This is a genomic window from Sporocytophaga myxococcoides DSM 11118 (assembly GCF_000426725.1).
Lineage (GTDB): Bacteria > Bacteroidota > Bacteroidia > Cytophagales > Cytophagaceae > Sporocytophaga > Sporocytophaga myxococcoides.
Map to the genome: position 1 here is coordinate 854,873 of NZ_KE384560.1, position 18,635 is coordinate 873,507.

General features: G+C 35.3%; 12 protein-coding genes. 6 read left to right on the forward strand and 6 right to left on the reverse strand.

From position 1 onward, the window contains the following. Positions 1–117 precede the first annotated feature (117 nt). The 4 genes from K350_RS0121950 to K350_RS0121965 form a co-directional block, all read right to left on the reverse strand. Positions 118–564 (reverse strand): ester cyclase, encoded by a 447-nt coding sequence (locus tag K350_RS0121950; protein ID WP_028981738.1) that lies wholly within the window; start codon positions 562–564, stop codon positions 118–120. A gap of 104 nt (positions 565–668) precedes the next feature. Next, complete coding sequence (gene coaD, locus K350_RS31585) at positions 669–1,814, reverse strand: pantetheine-phosphate adenylyltransferase (protein ID WP_051313484.1); 1,146 nt, start codon at positions 1,812–1,814, stop codon at positions 669–671. Positions 1,815–1,816: 2 nt separating this feature from the next. Next, entirely contained in the window at positions 1,817–2,497 is a 681-nt protein-coding gene (locus K350_RS29930) for an HD domain-containing protein (RefSeq protein WP_037576592.1), read from the reverse strand. Between the two features lie 364 nt (positions 2,498–2,861). Further along, entirely contained in the window at positions 2,862–3,440 is a 579-nt protein-coding gene (locus K350_RS0121965) for a Crp/Fnr family transcriptional regulator (RefSeq protein WP_037576595.1), read from the reverse strand. A gap of 141 nt (positions 3,441–3,581) precedes the next feature. Between K350_RS0121965 and K350_RS0121970 the strand changes: the two genes are divergently transcribed. The 6 genes from K350_RS0121970 (at position 3,582) to K350_RS0122000 (ending at position 10,685) form a co-directional block, all read left to right on the forward strand. After that, positions 3,582–6,638: a two-component regulator propeller domain-containing protein gene (locus K350_RS0121970; protein WP_028981740.1), complete on the forward strand. Its 3,057-nt coding sequence runs from the start codon at positions 3,582–3,584 to the stop codon at positions 6,636–6,638. Then, positions 6,635–7,390 (forward strand): LytR/AlgR family response regulator transcription factor, encoded by a 756-nt coding sequence (locus K350_RS0121975; RefSeq protein WP_028981741.1) that lies wholly within the window; start codon positions 6,635–6,637, stop codon positions 7,388–7,390. The genes K350_RS0121970 and K350_RS0121975 overlap by 4 nt, the downstream gene beginning before the upstream one ends. A 131-nt stretch (positions 7,391–7,521) precedes the next feature. Then, positions 7,522–8,232: a DNRLRE domain-containing protein gene (locus K350_RS0121980; protein WP_028981742.1), complete on the forward strand. Its 711-nt coding sequence runs from the start codon at positions 7,522–7,524 to the stop codon at positions 8,230–8,232. 163 nt (positions 8,233–8,395) lie between these two features. Continuing rightward, positions 8,396–9,346, forward strand: coding sequence for a tetratricopeptide repeat protein (locus K350_RS0121990; protein ID WP_028981743.1), 951 nt, complete (start codon positions 8,396–8,398; stop codon positions 9,344–9,346). After that, positions 9,343–10,167, forward strand: coding sequence for a VanW family protein (locus tag K350_RS0121995; RefSeq protein WP_028981744.1), 825 nt, complete (start codon positions 9,343–9,345; stop codon positions 10,165–10,167). Before K350_RS0121990 ends, K350_RS0121995 begins: the two co-directional genes overlap by 4 nt. Beyond that, positions 10,164–10,685, forward strand: a complete 522-nt coding sequence (locus tag K350_RS0122000; RefSeq protein ID WP_028981745.1) for a L,D-transpeptidase family protein — start codon at positions 10,164–10,166, stop codon at positions 10,683–10,685. Before K350_RS0121995 ends, K350_RS0122000 begins: the two co-directional genes overlap by 4 nt. A gap of 49 nt (positions 10,686–10,734) precedes the next feature. On the opposite strand, the gene pbpC is transcribed toward K350_RS0122000, so the two are convergent. Continuing rightward, positions 10,735–13,098, reverse strand: coding sequence for a penicillin-binding protein 1C (gene pbpC / locus K350_RS0122005; RefSeq protein WP_037576598.1), 2,364 nt, complete (start codon positions 13,096–13,098; stop codon positions 10,735–10,737). Between the two features lies 1 nt (position 13,099). Continuing rightward, complete coding sequence (locus tag K350_RS0122010; protein WP_028981747.1) at positions 13,100–18,625, reverse strand: alpha-2-macroglobulin family protein; 5,526 nt, start codon at positions 18,623–18,625, stop codon at positions 13,100–13,102. Positions 18,626–18,635 lie beyond the last annotated feature (10 nt).

Here is an 18,635-nt window from a genome sequence, read left to right on the forward strand (position 1 = left end):
AAGAATTGTTGATGCCCCCTAAAGTTGTAGGGATTGAAAACATTAGTGAAGTTAAAATAATATCAAAGGAGGGAATTAAGAAAAAAAATCCTGTTTGTTCAACAGGATTTTTACTAACTAAGCATAGGTAAGAGCTTCTGCTCCTATCTGTTTAAGAAATCCAGGCATTCCCCCATTGGTAAGTCTTTCAACAGTGACCATTATGATTTTGTCATTTTTAAAAGTTACTGCAAAATTTTCTTTTGGATTCATGGCCTTTTTGTTAGTAGGCTGAATGGCAGGTTTACCCGCATATAGACTTGGCATTTCATGTGTAAATGTACCACTGGCTTGTAATACACCATTTACAATATTTCCTCTTTCGGATAAATCTCTGATGTTAAATTTAAAATCAGGACAACCCATGTGCATCTTTTTCTGAAAGTCCATCCATTCTTCTTTTCCCATTGGCTGAGGAGGAGCACCTAATAATTGGAAACCTGGTAATAAATAACTTTTGGCTTCATCAAAATTCCCCTGTTCCATTAAGCTATAAAATTTTTTTACAATCTCAATCTTTTCCATAAGAACTCTTTATTAGAAGAACAGTAATGAATTACGATTTGTTGAACTTCTGGCCTGTTCTAAGGATAGGAGTACCTAGGCAGAACAGAAATATATCTATAACGTTATCGCAATAGTTTTTCTGGTTTGAAAGCATTGAACAATATATCTGTTAACTTCTTTATGCTTTCCGAGGAGTTATCTTCAACGTTGTCCAGATACGTAATCTTTCCATGGTTTTTATCATAGATTTCTTTTTCTAGATAAGTACGTTTCGCTTCATAATTATATTGACTATTTAAGCGACCATCGATTTGTGCTTGTGTATACCTTCTCTCTTTTAACCTCTTTAACTGATCGTCCTTGTTTGTTTTTATTAAGATTACATTATTGTTACACAAATAAGACATCCCGCTTTCTGTAATCAGTGCACTATCCAGAAGTATTATTCCCTTTTTACCATATATCGCTTTTCTCAATCTCAAAAGCAATGGTTTATATAAAAGTTTATTGAGATGGTTTAATTTAGTGATATCTGAGAATACGATTTTTCCTAATGCTTTGGTATCGATAAAGCCCTCATCAGTTAATAACGTCTCTCCAAACTCTTTGGCAATAGCCTCTCTCAGTGTTTTGAATAGTGGCTCTTGCAGTTTTTCAAGTATCTCATGTCCCAAGTGATCAATATCAACAATATGTACTTCAATTCCTGCAACCTGACCAAGTTCTTGGATTGTCTTGCAAACAAAAGATTTGCCTGAGCCAATCTCTCCAGTCACACCAATGATATATTGTCCTGAAAGACGTTCCTCTAGCTTTTGCTTTACAATTAAAGGAACATATTCATGGATCATTCCTTGTTCTAGTTGAATAGCCTTCACTGCTCCGGAGCTGATGTGTGTTAAGTCTTGCTTTGAAGGTATGAAGAAAGTGTCAATGTACATCTTCTGACTCTCTCCTATCTGATGCAACATAAGCTCAAAAGAAAAGTCTTCGTTGTTTCTCAAACCTCTAATAATGGTTGGAATATTATTCTCATAAGCATAGTCAACCAAAAGACCTCTAAAATATATTACTTCCACATTTGGAATATGAGCAGTAGCTGTTTTAGCAAGTTCAGCTCTCTCTTCCAAAGACATCAAGTATTTTTTTACTGGATTTACACCTATTCCAACAATGAGCTTATCAAAGACACGAGCAGCTCTTTCAATAATATCCAGGTGTCCAAATGTTATAGGATCTCCGGAGAAAGCGTATATGGCCTTTTTCATGATTATAGATTATTTAGTTCAAAATATAAATTCTTTCTAGCCAGGACTTCAAATTGATTCCTCATTTCCTCTGTTTTGTATATGTATTCTGACTGAAGAAATTTCTGGAGAACCTTCTTTCTTCCTGGATTATATAAAAGACTTGGATATTGGGCATATTCTTTTCTGACAGCTTTTGCATAAGATTTATAAGTTTCTTCGCTTGATCCAAGTATAGCAAGGTCTGCATCTAACAAAAGGTTGGTGTCAAAGTCTCCTGACTCCGAATTCATATGTGCTTTCGTAGCTATAATCATACTCTTAACTTTAATAATCAGCTCAACAGCAGCATTCAACTGTGTCAAGATTTCAGATGATCTTTGTGCGCTTTGTTCTTCATTGTCTTTTTTAGATGAGTTATAAACCATATCATGGAACCATATAGAGAAATAAACAGCGTCAGGATCGTGTAATAAGTATTTAAAGGGTGCTATTGCTTCAAACATATAGTCTAAATGAAACAGATTGTGATAATGTCTTTTGGGTGCACAATAAGCTTTGATAAGTTCATCCCAGAAAAATTCGACAACCTCAGTTTCAGGGTTATATTTCGAGGCTAACTCATACCACTGAGATTTAAGTTTGTTGAATTTTTCTGATTCTGATAATTGGTTGTTTTTCAGTGTTTTTTGTTTCGGGTTCATATTAGTCGTGCCTTAATATGAAACAAAGGTACAGTAGGAAAAATCGCCTGGCATTGATGTATGGTAAGATTTTTCGTAGAGACGCCATGCCTGGCGTCTCTCTATCCACGAGGGAAGGTTTTTAATATATCAGAAGAACAATGAACTAGTGCTACATTCTATTCTCGTTCATTAGCATAATTTTTGAGACGCCAGTCATGACGTCTCTACTTATTAGACAGGAGTGAATTTAGTTTCCATCTAATGCTGGTTCAAGCGTCAGCTTGGACCCAAAATACCTCAAGCATCCGCTTGAAAAGAACACATTTTATAAATCACTAGGTTGATAGTTATTTCCTTCTATAGAAAGGTTTAGGGTGGGCTTTTATATCGTATTCTTTCTTATTCTACTTAGCGATTCTGGAGTAATCCCAAGATAAGATGCTATATAATGATGGGGGACATGATTCACCAGTTGTGGATATATCTTTAGAAGGATATTATATCTTTCAGTCGCAGACTGATGTTGCAGAGAGTAGATGCGCTCCATTGCCAATATATAATTATATTCTGCCATGAGTCTCCCTAGTTTTTGCAGGTCAAAACTTTTATCGTATAAATGCTGAAGTTTATCATAATGTATCAGACCTATTTCAGAATCTTTCAGAGCATGAATACTTTCAAGTGAAGGTTGTCTGGTGAAGAAGCTGGTAAAAGCTGATACTAAAGGGTTACGATTGCCAAAATTGAAAAAGGAGGTAAATTCCTTATCACCTTCAACATAAAATACTCTTAATATTCCTGTGTTAAGAAAACCTATATGATTGCAAATCTGACCTTCGTGAATAAAGTATTCTCCCTTCTTTAAATATTTGATTTCAAATGATTCCAGAAATTCATCCCAGTCTTTATCCTTGAGGGTTGAAAATTTATTAATTGTAGCTTTAAGGTTAACTTCGAACATTATAAATCAGATATTTAAAGTATTAGATAATAGTGACTAAAATATTTAAATTTCCTTAAAGTTTATCAATGGTTGTCAAAGGAAATTTTATCAGGAATTTAAATAAGAGCATTTATTTTTTTAATTTATGCCTTGATTATTATGAAGGCAACTTATCCCATTTTAATTCTCATTCTCCTACTTCTCTTCTCGGGTAATGCTGTCTTTTCCCAGCAGTATAACTTTCAAAATTTTTCTGTTGAAGATGGGCTGGCGCAATCTCAGGTTTATTCAATTTGTGAAGATAACAATGGCAATATCTGGTTTGGCACAAGAGGTGGTGGATTAAGCCGTTTCGATGGTATTAACTTTAGCAATATTACTGTCCAGGATGGATTGTCCAACAATTATGTGAGAACAATCTTAAAAGATAATTTAGGCAATCTGTGGATTGGCACTGATAATGGATTGTCAAAATATGATGGCTTTAAATTTATTAATTACACTGAAAAACAAGGCTTGTACAATACCACTGTCAATGCACTGATTAAGGATCGTAAAGGGACCGTTTGGATTGGTACTGCTGATGGTTTGTTTCATTTTGAAAAAGATACTATTGTACGGTTTGGAAGAAAACTGAATGCTCCCAGATCTAAAATCAATTGCCTGTTTGAAGATAAAAGTGGCACAATCTGGGCCGGAACTGATTTTGGAATCTTTAAATTTTTAGAAAATCATGGTAAATATGAGATGCAACAGATCTCAATATTGGATGGGCTTGCAGGAAACCAGATAACAAGTATAAAACAAGATTCTCTTAGCAGGATATGGGTATGTACTTATAGCGGGGGAGTATCAGTTATTTCTAATGGAAACATAAAGAACTTTTCAAAAGCTCAGGGATTGCCAGGAAATACAATATATGATTGTCTGGCAGCAGACAGTAATACGGTTTGGCTTTGTACATCCAATGGGATTGCAAGGCTAGCGGAAGAATCAGGGCAAATATCTGCTAAGAATATTACAGAGGCAGAAGGCCTTGCCAATAATGTTGTCATGTCAATGTATAAAGATTCTTTTGGAAATATATGGTTTGGAACATCAGGCGGAGGAATAAGCAAGCTGGGCTCAGAGCGATTTATCCATTATAAAGCAATTAAAGGAATTTTTGGAAACTGGGTATACAGCATTTATGAAGACCGGCAAGGGTGTATGTGGTTCGGAACTTCTGAAGGGGGAGTTACTAAGTATGATGGAAGAATTTTTAAGAGATTTTCGGAGCGAAATGACTTTACAGCATCAAAAGTTAAATATATATGTGAAGATAATAAGGGAAACCTGTGGATGGGCACAATAGCAGATGGTGTATATCTTTTTAATGGAAAATCATTCAGAGGCTTTAATAGGAAAAGTGGACTTGGTAGTAACTTTATTAACTATATTCTTTGCGATACAAGTGGTTTGATCTGGCTGGCCACTGCAGGCGGAGGTATTGATTGTTTGATTCCATATAGAAATACATTTAAGGTAAAACATATAACTAAGAAAGATGGATTATCAGGAGACAGGTATAATACACTTATAAAAGACAACTCAGGAACCATATGGGCTGGGAGTACTGATAACGGTCTCTCAAAGATAGAATTGAACGGAAACCTTGAGTTTGAAATTACAAACTATGAAGTTACAGATGGGATAAGAAGTAACTCTATTCGATGTTCCGCAAGAGATTCAACTGGTAACCTTTATTTTGGAACTGCAGATGCAGGGATTGTTAAATATCAAAAAGGGAAGTTCTCATTTATAAATATTTCACATGGATTAACATCCAACAATATTTATTCTTTGATTTTTGATAATGAAGGAAGTCTGTGGGCTGGCAGCGAGAAAGGAATAGACAGGATTGTTCTTGATGAGCATTCAGCAGTTAAAGGTGTAAGGCATTTTGGCAAAGCGGAAGGGTTTGTTGGAATAGAAACCATTCAGAATGCGGTTTGCAAGGATCATGAAGGTAATATATGGTTTGGCAGTATAAAGTCTGCAACAGTATTTAATAATTCAAAAGAGCTTCCTGTAAAGCGGCCGTTAGTGCATATAACAGGAATGAATTTATTTTATAATGAGATAGAGAATACGCCTTTTGTAAAGAAACTTTTAAAATGGTATCCTGTTCCTGAAGATCTTGTCCTGCCTTATGACCAGAACCATCTCACTTTTGAGTTTATCGGAATTGAACAGGTAAATCCTGAAGCTGTTCAGTATAAATGGAAACTAAGCGGCTTTGATCATGATTGGTCTCCTGCTTCACAGAAGAGAGAAGCTGTTTATTCTAATTTGCCTGCAGGAGATTATATATTTGAAGTAGTTGCTGCCAATGAACTAGGGCATTGGTCTGGAGTGCCGGCTAAGTTCCATTTTGTTATTAATCCTCCATTCTGGAAGACCTGGTGGTTTACACTTATTATTCTTATTGCTTTAACAATAGTATTGTGGTTGGCAACTCGGTATGCGCTAAGTCGCTTACATGAACAGAATGAAAGAGAGAGATTAAAACTTGAAACCGACAGAAACCTGCTGGAACTTGAGCAAAAAGCTTTGCGTCTGCAAATGAATCCTCACTTTTTATTTAATTGTCTGAATTCTATAAAAGGCCTTATTGCAGAAGGTAAAAACAATGAAGCAAAGATCTATCTATCTAAGTTTTCCAAGCTTATGAGAACCATGCTGGATAATTCAATGGATTCGATCGTAAGTTTGGAAAATGAAATAGCTTCATTACAAAATTATGTTGAGCTCGAAAAGCTTAGCAGGGAAGATAGATTTGAGTTTAAAGTTGAAGTAGAAGATTTGATAGATAAAGAGTTTACAGGATTACCACCAATGTTAATACAACCATTTGTGGAAAATGCTATTATCCATGGTCTATCGGTAAAGTTAACAAAGGGACTGGTGGTTGTTTTATTTAACATGGAGGGGGAGTATTTGAAATGTTCGATCGAAGATAATGGGGTAGGAAGAGAAAAGGCAAAGATGCTGGAAGATGAATCAATCACGAAGCACAAATCTGCAGCTATTTCCGTAACTCAGGAGCGCTTAAATATTTTGAATAGGAACTTGAATCAGAAAGAAACTAAAATTCTGATTACTGATCTTAAAGATCAGAATGACCAGCCTTCAGGCACCAGAGTAGAATTATTTATTCCATTCCAGCAATTATGATAAAGGCTTTAATTATTGATGATGTAGAGAAAGCCAGAGTGGCTTTAAGAAGTGATATTAAATCATACTGCCCTGAAGTTGATGTAATAGGAGAGGCAGACGGTGTCGAAATCGGCATGAGGTTGATTAAAGCAGTATCTCCTGATGTTGTTTTTCTGGATATAAAAATGTCAGATGGCAGTGGTTTTGACCTGATAGACAAACTGAAGAAAGAGAATATCATTAATTTTCAAGTCATATTTACGACAGCATATAACGAATTTGCAATCAAAGCTTTTAAGTTCAGCGCTATAGATTACCTTCTTAAACCTGTGGATCCGGACGATCTTATGCAGGCTGTAAAGAAAATTAGAAAAAGCGAATCTAAAGATCAGCTCTCTGAAAATCTTAATTTGCTTCTTGAGAATATAAAAGGCATGCAGACTGTCGGTAAAAGGATTGCTTTGAATAGTATTGACAAAGTTCAGTTGGTTAATGTTTCAGATATTATTCAGTGTGAATCACAAAAAAACTATACAATATTTTATTTGCAGAATCATAAACAAATCCTTGTAACGAAGACTCTAAAAGAGTTTGAAGAAATGCTTGAAAGCGATGGCTTTCTACGTGTTCATCATTCGCATTTAATCAATCTAAAACATTTAAAGGAGTATATAAAAGCTGACGGAGGCTATGCTGTCATGTCTGATAGTTCACAAGTTCCTGTTTCTGTAAGAAAAAGAGAGCAGTTACTCCGAATTTTAGGGGTATAGACCCTAAAGGCAGGCGGCTTATGGGGGAAAGTAAAAGATAAAATAGATTCTATTTTTATTGTAACAAAATTGGATATTGAGCGACTATATATAAATAATGTTTTCTTTACTTTTTTTCGAAAAAAAATAATATGAAAAAAAATACTTTTTTATCAACCGTTTCATTAATAATGTTTTTGATTGGTGGTTTTATTTCTTGTAAACATTCTAAAGATCCGATGCCCGAAAATGATCCTGGCGTCGAAAAAAGATTTCTGACAATAAGGCAAGATGCTTCAAACGATGGTGATGCCTATATATATAAGGCAATTCCCGACATAAGTGCTTTTCAGTCACTATACAATATTCAGGCAAACTGGACCCGCTTTGGAGAACCAACTCTATATCGTTCTCTCTTAAAATTTGACCTTTCCTCAATTAAGAATAATGAAGAAATTAAATCAGCCAAACTAATCATAACAACCAGACCACAGCAAGCTGAGGATGAGGTTTCTCCTGATATTACAAAATCTGTAAATAACAATTTTCAACTATGTCTTATTAAAAATTCATGGGACATCAGAACTGTATCATGGAACAACCAGCCTGTATTTTCGGTATTACCAGATGAATCACAAGTTTTTTTAATACCCCAGGCAATTACGTCAATAATGGAATTCGATGTAACTGATTTACTAAAGCAAACAGCTGGTAAAAAGAAAAAGTTTGATAATAATGGCTTACTGATGAAAATGGCAGTGGAGGCAGAAGCACCGCCATACGAAGCTTTTGTATTTTATTCTATGAATGCAGAACATTCAAAACGCCCATATTTAAAGCTTGAACTAGAAACGGTAAAATAACAAGAAATTAACCTTCAACTTTTATTTTTAAACTTTTAACTTTAAAAATACACTTAATCATTTTTTCCATACAGTTAATAACCGGACTATTCCGGTTATTTTTTTGCCCCTGATTTATAGAAGCCATTTGTATAGTTTTAGGTTTTACTTAAAAGATAAACATATGAGTAAAACTATTAACTTCTGGTTTGCAATTATATTTTGTTTCTGCTTCAATAACGGATATTCCTGTATTAATGAATATGAAGAGGATTATACAACACTGAATGGTTCTTATAAGCATATTACCAAAGAATCAGAAGGGTCCGATGGTTATTACTTTTATAATGAAACAGATAAGTTTGCTTTATATGATCGGATACGTGCATTAAAAGAAAGAAAAGATTTTAAAGGCAAATCAGATTACGCTGTTGTATTAATGAGGCTGGGCGAGCACAAAGAAGCCCTGAATGTTTTGGAGTCCTTGATTAAAGATCATCCAAATGAATATAACGTTGTTGTAAACTTGGGAACAGCTTATGAACTGAATAATAAACCGGAACTCGCTCTCAAATATATAAGCAAAGCCGTCAAGCTAAATCCGCTTTCTCACAATGAATCTGAATGGATCCATGAGGAAATACTTAAGGCAAAGATAGCTTTGAAAACAAATCCGGATTATTTGATGCAAAATAGCATTCTTAATCTTCAGATACCACATGACATTAAAGCATATTATAAATCATTGGATGAAAAAAAGAAACTACAGTTATTTGAAGTAAAGAATCAATTGTTATGGCAGTTGAAGGAGAGGATTTCTTTAGTTGCTCCTCCTGATCCAATTGTAGCTGACCTCCTTTTTGATTTCGCCAACCTTATAGCTATAACAGAATCTATAGAGATTGCTATTCCCCTTTACAATCAATCATTACGATATCTTCCCGATAACTTTAATGAAATCCTTGAAAGACGTGATTCATTAATCCGCATGACCTATTGGACCGGTCTACGAAGATATGCTTACCTATTGTCTGTGATCTCATTTCTGGCTATGGTTTTATTCTTTTTCATTAAAAGAAATAAGAAGCTGAAAGCTAAGAAGGAGTTGACAATGCAAGCTATAGAAACGTTATGAAGAGAAAGCTCTTATGTGAAATTCATCCTTTTTTGTATTACTTATCAGTAAGGGAAAAACGATTAAGAAGATATATAGACTGGCATTTTGGTAAAAGAGAATATGCTGGGATATTATCTCATTATAATCTTCCATACCGTGTGAAAAAGCATCAGTCTGTACTTATCAGGAAATTGGGTGATTCTGAAATGGTATTGCAATATAATAAAGTCGAAAACATTAGAATTGCAATTAGGAATATCAATGGAGTTGTAATAAGACCTGGAGAGACATTTTCATTTTGCAGGCTTGTAGGTAATCCTACATCAAAGAGAGGTTTTCTTAAGGGAATGGAGCTTTCAAGAGGGGAGGCCAGGGCAGGAGTTGGTGGAGGGATTTGTCAAATAGCTAATTTGATTCACTGGCTTGTGTTGCATAGTCCACTTACTATTACTGAAAGACATCATCATAGTTTCGATCCTTTTCCTGATGATGGGCGTGTTTTGCCTTTCGGAAGCGGAGCCTCCGTGTTTTACAACTATATCGATTATCAGTTTGAGAATAGAACATCGCATACTTTTCAGTTAAAATTGTGGCTTTCTGAAAAGCTTCTTGAGGGTGAACTAAGAATAGATGAAGAACTTCCTTTTGCCTATCACATTTATGAACGAAATCATGAGTTCTTAAAGAAGGATAAAAAATATTATAGAAAGAATGAAATATGGAGAAAGAAAATCGATAAGCATAGAGGCGGCGTACTTTTGCATGATGAACAGTTATATCAAAATTTTGCCGAAGTAAAATACATACCTGAAATATTTAAATCTGAAAGTAGCTTATGAAAATATTAATAATGCCTTTGATCTTGGTCTCTACTATTCTTAGCTCCATGTTTTTTATTGTCAAAAATAAAGGTCAGGATAAAATCAAAAATATCAGGATTGATAAAGTTCTTGTGTTAAAGTCCAAACGAGAAATGTATTTGCTTAGCAATGGCAAAAAGATTAAAACTTATAAGATAGCCTTGGGAGATAATCCTATTGGTCATAAAGTGCAGGAAGGAGATGAGAGAACTCCGGAAGGAAATTATGTACTTGACTGGAGAAATAATAAAAGCTCCTGTTATAGATCCATTCACATCTCTTATCCCAATGCAGTTGATGTAAAAAATGCAAAGAAGTTAAAAGTATCTCCAGGGGGAAGCATCATGATACATGGACTGCATCCTTCCATTAATTGGATGGGAAGCTTTCATACAAAGCAAGACTGGACAGACGGTTGTATTGCAGTATCTAATGATGAGATGGATGAAATATGGGATTTGATTAAATATGGAACACCAATAGAAATAAGAAAGTAATATTTTTTAGGGGATCTGTTGATTTAAGAGGTTCTATTTTTAGAACCTCTTATTTTTTTGCTTTTAAGATTTCAAATTCATGAGCGACATAGCCACCATTATTATCAAATAAGGTGAGCTTATGTTTACCTTGTAGAGGATTTACAGCTATTTCATGTGCATCATTTGTTGTGCCGATAAATTCTTCATCGAGATGCCAGTACAGAGTTTTTCCAGAACCTTTTATGTTAGCCTGAAGTACTACCTTTTCGGTGCTTCCATCAAGATTGACGGGAATGTAAATCTTGGAATTTTTATTAGGGTAAATGATTTCAGGTCTTTCTTCATCTGAAGATATTTCTGAGCAATCTGTTTTATATGGAGGAAGAGTGATATAATCTGCATTCTTATTTTTATAATAATATTCTTGAATCGGGGGCAAAACAAACCAGGATTTAGTCATCATCTCTGAGGGTGAATAACAAGATCCTTTTACCTGATAATGTTCAGTATTATCCATAAAAATTTGTTTGTGATAAGGACAGGTGCCTGTTCTGGTTCCAGCTTCCGGAGCTGAAATAGAATAGGAATCTGTGCAGTACTCACTTGCCTGATAGCCACTTTTTTTGCATACCTCAATTTTGACCATTTCTTTCTCAGGCATGTCAAACCAGTTGTGGTCAGTTTTTAAAGCATTAAATAAATCGAACAATACCGGGGCAGCGGCTGTAATGCCGGTGAGCATAGGTCGTCCTTCTCCACTTGCGTTTCCAGCCCATATAACAATAGTGTATTGAGGAGTGCATCCTACTGCCCAGGCATCTCTGAATCCAAAGCTTGTTCCTGTTTTCCATGCAATCTTATTTGTATTCTCATATGCCTGCCAGTTGCTTTCTATTGCAGGCCTCACCACATCCGCCATTGCTTCAAATGTATACCAGATAGCAGGTGGGGCTATTTCATATCTTTTATTATTTGCTCTTGAATCTGAGATTTCTTTCTTGCTATAGTTGATTGTATATCTATTTGCATAGTGACTATTATAAAGCTTATTAGAAAGATTGGAGTAAATCAATGCAATGTCTTCAATGCTCGCTTCCGCACCCCCAAGTATCAGTGACAATCCATAGTGTGACGAATGCCTGTTCAAAGTTCCCATCCCTAAAGCTTTAAGGTTTAGCATGAACTTTTCTGTCCCATACTGATCGAGCATATGTACAGCAGGAATATTCAGAGATTTGTATAATGCAATATTGGCAGGTACTGCACCATCATAATTTTTGTCAAAATTTTTGGGAGTAAATCCCCCGAAATTACATGGAATGTCAGGAAGGAGCGTGTGAGGCAAGATGTATCCATCATTCAGCATCATAGCATAAAGCAAGGGTTTTAATATGCTACCTGTACTTCTCTGAGATGTAATCATGTCTACAAAGCTACCATCTTTATTTAAGTCTGCACCTGAATTCCCTACATAAGAAATCACGCTACTGCTCTTGTTTTCAATTATCAGTGCAGCAATATTTTCAATACTGTTTTCACTTAATATTGCATGATGTTTGTCAAGAATTTTCTGTGTGCATTCCTGAATGTTTTTGTCAATTGATGAGTGAAAAATGGAAGGTTCACTTTTAGTATATTTATTTTTTATTCTGATACGTTCAGCAAAATGGGGAGCTCTGTCCACAAGCCTGACAGGCTTTTCTGGTAATGTTTCCTGTTGAGAAAGTACGCATGTCAGGGAATCAATTACTCCGTTTTGCTTGAGTTTCTCAAGCAGGCCATCTCTTTTTACTTTCAGAAGTTTTCTGTTTTTTCCAGGATGTATCAATCCAGGAGCATTTGGTAATACAGCAAGAGTTGCAGATTCAGCCCAAGTCAGTTGCTCAGATGATCTTCCGAAATATTTCCATGCTGCTGCTTCCACCCCAACAACATTTCCTCCAAATGGTGCATGAGAAGCGTAAAGAGCCATAATTTCACTTTTTGTATATCTTATTTCCAGTCTGGTGGCAAGTATCACTTCTATGATTTTTTCTTTGATGGTTCTGGACTTACCTTTTCTGGATAAACGTATTACTTGCATGCTGATGGTGCTGCCTCCGCTTACAATAGATACTTTTTCGACATTAGATTTAAAAGCTCTGAATATTGCAATGATGTCAATACCTGGATGACTATAAAACCTTTTGTCTTCAAAGGCTATTAATGCTTTGCTGAATTTGTCAGGCGCATTTGCAATGATTGGGAATCTCCATTGCTGATCTTCTGCTATTCTTGCACTTAATAAAAAACCTTTTCTGTCTGTTATTACTGTTGCTACAGGATCAGTGAATAAATCCTCAGGTAGACAGTTGATATAGAGAAATGAGATGATAAGAAGCAGTATAATTAAAATACTGCTCTTCTTTGTTGGCAACTTGGAGTAATTCATATTATTGAATAGAATTATTTTTTACCACTTGTACCCATTTCCCGGCTTTCAATGCCCGTATGGAATGATCATACATGGCTTCCGCATAGACAGAAGGATGATAGTATTTCCCTTCATAACTGGCATTTAACATTACTGTGAATGTTTTAGTCTCCTTTGCTTTTAAATCAAAGAAAATGTTGACTCTGTCATCTCTTATGTCCTGATAAGTATAACTGGAAGATTCTTTTATTCCTGAATGAGACATTCTGTTATTATGAATCTCCCATCCGGATGGGAAAGCTGCAGATAGAGCAATATTCTCATAGTTACCTTTAATGCCAGGGTTCTCTAAAGTTACTCTTGCAATAAAGTCCGTTCCTTGAGTCAGATTCAAAATATTGAGCAGTTTACCATCCATGGTTGTATATTGTATATCCATTTTAATATTCATTGCATATTCAATAGGTTTATCTTCTGATGGAATTCCTTTGGTAGTGTATTTAATGTATAAATTTCGTTCTCCAGAGTTATTTATTTCTAATCCAATGCTGTTGTCATTTTTGAATCTGTTCTGCCATATCAGTTTATTACTTATAATTTTTTCAGTATATCCTGAATGTGTATAGGTAAATCTTGTCATTCTATCCTGTCTGTTTTTCTCTGCATAGTTAGCCAGAGCTAAAAGACAATAAGAAGTTTCCTGGGTATTTAAATCTTGTTTAGAAGACAATGTTGATGTTATTTCTGATGCTAAAGTATTTGTAGACTTATTGTCTTTAATTTGATTCAGCGTATAAAGCATAATGGCTTTATCTCTGATTTCAGATCCATAGGTATATGAGTGTTCCTTTGTTCTTGTAACCTTAATTTCAATTCCTTTTAGCATTTGTACAGCCAGTTCTTTCTGGCCTGACAGATAATAGGCGGAATACAGAAAGCATTTGGCAATAGGTGATTTTGGAGCGTTTATCCTCATTCTATTCATTGAGCCCATCTCAGGTGATTTGCATAATGCAAGAAGGTATATTCTATAGGCTTGAATTTCTTCATCAGAATTATCCGGATAGTTCTTTACAGTTTCACTGATGTATTTGATCCATTTCGTTTTAAAGTTGAGAGGTAGTGTATATCCGGATTTTTCTGCTTCCAGCATAAAATGGCCGGCATAACAGGTCCCCCAATTATTGGTTTCATTCTGTCCTGGCCAGTATGAAAGGCTACCATCAGTCAGTTGAAAACTTTTAAGTCTTTGAATGGCAGCGCGGATATTTCGTTCAACTTCTTTCTTTTGTTCTTTTGTTAGATCAGTAAGTTTATGAAGAGATAATTGAGGAAAAACAGAAGATGTAGTTTGTTCAATACATCCGTAAGGATAATGTATCAGATAGTCCAGTCTGCTTTGGAGGTTTAGAGGAGGCATTGATGATATTTCAAATATACCTTCATTTGTTCCTTTTATTCCAATAGGAGAGGAGCTTAGCTTCCAGGATTGACCTGGTTGTAAGACTTTTTCCCAAGGTTGTTCGACAAGTGGATTTGGGCTTCTTACATTTATTTCTGCTGTATACTCGGCTGTTTCTCTGCCAGATTTTGCAAGTACTTTTATTTTGGCAACTCCTGTTTCATTACTGACTTTTAATGGCAGATAAACCAATTGTTCTCCGGGATATGAAAAAGGTATACTGACTGAAGATTTGGAGGCTTTAATCAGTTCGTTTGTATAGATTTCTAAATTTACATTCTTCAGAGATGCGTCCTTTAAAAATATAGATATCGGGAATGAAGTCTCTTCGTTTGGACTAAGTATTCTTGGAAGTGTTCCCAACAGCATTAATGGTTTACTTACTTCGGATCTAATTTCTGAACTTCCATAAGTACCTTCATGAGCAGCAATTACCATTGTCTTGACCGATCCAATATAGTTTGGCAACTTTACTTTATGGTTTTTAATTTCCCCTTTTGAGCAATGAAATGGGCCAAGAAAAATTACCACAGGTTTAAATCTATTTGCCTTTGCTGCATCCAGAGGACCATTACTGCCATCTCCTCCAATAGATATGATGTTTCTATAATGTAATGCATCAGCTGCAATTACTTCATTATACATATCCCATGTTCTTACATCCAATGCTTGCTTTTGATTAAAGGCAGTCCAGATATCCGGGGTTTTATAGCGTGTAAGGTCTAATAATCCTTCATCTACTATGGCAACAGTATAGGTCATAGGAAGATTATTTTGTTCTTGTATCTTAATATTCACTTCCTGCTCAGGTTTGAGTTTTTCAGGTATTGAAATGATTGGATGCAACTGTGTTAAAGGGTTAATAACTTTAATTGGCAGAATACCATACATTCTGACCGGCAGGTCGTTTGCAGTTTGTCCATGTGGCTGAATCATCGTGATATGCGCATATACATTGGGTGCCATCATACTTTCAGCGGAAAACGTATATTGAGTTATTCCTTTCTTAGCCTTAATCCAGTATGTCTTTAATACTTTAGTTCCTGATTCCAGACTTAGCAATGCAGAACCTGCATATGGAGAGGGAATGCTGAGTGTGATGTTTTCACCTACAGTATAAACGTCCTTGTCCATGCTGAAGTTAAGCATCTTTGTGCCTTCCGGATTATCAGATGATTGTCGGTCAGTCCATCCTTGTGACTCGAAGTAAATGATTTGTCCTGAACTATGTCCACCTTCTGTTGTTGCTTTAATAAAATACCTTCCCCATTCAGGAGCATCCAGATTAAGTTTCCAAACGGAATGACCATTTATTGTAATGAGTGTATCTGTTAGTATTGGTTCAGAAAATAGTTTTCCATTGTAGGAGAAATCATCATTATCTGAAGATTCCCACCACCATCTCCAGCTTGTCTTATAAAGCTGCATGATCACTTTTTTACCTGAAACAGGTGAGCCTGAAGAATTGATTGTTACAATATCTATCAGATTATCCTTATTCATGAAAAGAATCTGATTCTGTTCTGTTTTAGGAATATGAATACCTGTGTATGTTTGGTATGGATAAACAGTTGTGCTGAAGTAGTCTGTACTAAAAGAGCCTCCTGGTTCAAATACTTTCGTCTTAAAGGTAGCACGGAGCACTCCGGTAGCTAATTCATTAGTTTCCAGACGAGCTTTTATTTCTGCCTTGCCATTTTCATCAATGGTCCCTTTGAATATTTCTTTCCTCTCTGATTGAAATTTTTTATAAGGATCGTTGAAATTATATGCTTTATATTTCTCGAATTGTGCATGACTTTCTGATAAGATCATGCTAACATCGGCCTTCATATTTTTAGCAATACTTCCATGAAGCCATCTTGCAGAAAGAGTTCCTTGGATTTCTTTATCTGAAGGGTGAAATGAATCCTTATTCAATTTCAGATCTATTTTTAGTCTGTTGGGAATGATGGATTCTATTTTAATTGTTTTCTCATATATAGAACCACCTACAATTACTTTGGCTGTATAGCTACCAGTTTTTGCTTCATCATCAGTTTTTGTATGAAATGTATAAATGTTATTTAAAGATGACGTCTTTACTATTCTTTGCACCATTTCCAGCTGAGGGTCATATAATTCAAAAACCACAGGATGTCCGGGAGGAAGTGATTTCTGAAGGTCTTCAAGGATAAAGTTCAGAAATAATGAATCTCCTGGTCTCCATACATCTCTTTCTCCGAAAATAAAACCCTTTACACCCTTGATATATTTATTTCCTTCAATATTAAATCTACTGAGTGATAAAGAATTGTTATTGTCTACTTTAAGATATCCTCTTTGTTTACCGTGACTAGCGACAAGAAGAAATGGTTTTCTGTCTGCATTGAGGTTTGCAATGCCATTTATAGTAACTGATGAAGAGATTAACTGTTGTTGATAATCGTATAGTTCAAGTTTTACACCGGAAAGGGGAGCTGTAGAAAGCAGATCATTTGCGGCAGCCAGCATTTTGCCTTCAGATCCTTTTTTTGCTATTAGACCAATGTTGCTTGCCAGAATGTTTTTAATTATAGCTTTATCAGTTGAACAATATTGCTGTTCACAGGGCGTGTATGAATTTCCATAATAATAAGACCAATAATTTTCGCCATATTCATAACCTGGTTCATTCCACGATTCTGACATCTTTAGCATGTCTCTTTCCCCATCATAAGATGTATCGGAAGTGTCTGTACAAGTAAATAATGAATAGGATTTTTTAAATCCAATAGCTACCTGATAAATTGCCCCAGGTTCTGTCCTGAATATTTTACTAAGATCAATTGTATGTTTGTTCCAGTTTTTTAAATCAAGGCATTTGTTTTGATTTAATTTTATTTTCTTTGAAACAATGAACGTTCCAACCCTCTTAAGCTCTTCAGCTCCGCTCAGGTTATTGATCTGTAGAAACTGGGGAATATTGTTCTCAGTTATTTTTATGATTCTTATATCAACTGCCGAAAGGTTGATTGCTTCAAAAGTAAAAGGAAGAATATCTGATTGAGGAAGAATGGTGCCTTGTCTGACTTCTTTTAGCTGAGGGTAGGGTTCTTCAAAGATCAAGTCTTTTGAAACCTTTTTCATAGTCAGCATTCCTTTATTGCTTGTTATGCCAGCTTCAACAGTTATTCTGATATTTCCAGAAATTCTTTTTCTCGGATAAATTAATATCTTGTTATTGTCAATTACAGATTTGAATTCAATGCCGGATATGCTGATGAGGCCTTGCAGATCCTGATTAACTTTTAATGGATCTGTGAATTCAAGCATTACAGATTGTTCTGGATAAGTATGATTTTCTGTTTTAATCAATGCAAAATTATCTAAGGGTTCCAGACGAATTACTTTTCGCCCGCTGATGAGCGTATCATCTTCATATTTATTCCAGGAGACAACAATGTTAGAAGTCTTGTTTTTTCTCAAAAGACTGTCAATGACAAATCTGAATTCGGTGCCATCTGCCGAGTTATGCCATTTTATTTCTCTCGCATTACCATTAAAGGAAACTTCAAAAGCCTCTTTAATCCTGTAAAAACGTTCATAGTCTGAGGTTTTAACAATGCCTTCAATCTTTTGCCAGTGTGGATTTTCCGGATCCATTGCTGTTGGATTTGTAATGTCAACTCTTATGGAGTTCTTTCTGGTTTTGAATTTGAATTGAAAAGCACTGAGAGAATCAGGAATGTTTGGAATGAGTTTTTTAAGGTCAACGGTGGCTTCATAGACTTCATTTTCCATGAATCCATAATCAGGGTTAAATTGAAGTGTTCTGGTGTCTATCCATTTAACTTCGCCATATGCATTAGGTGAAAAACTTAAAATCGAATTCTGGTATTTTGAAGATAGGTCTCCATGTTTAACAACTTCATCCACAAATCGGATTGTGATGGGAGACTTTTTAGAGATTTCACCACCGGTATAAGCGGAGATGAATTTTGCATAAGAATCTACAGGTTTTGAAATTTGATTCTTCCTGTTTGGTAGATAGGCAAATACAGAAATGAAAAATAAAGTAATGATTGTGATAACACCTGGATGTTTCAGCACATTGAGTTTCATACAAAATCGG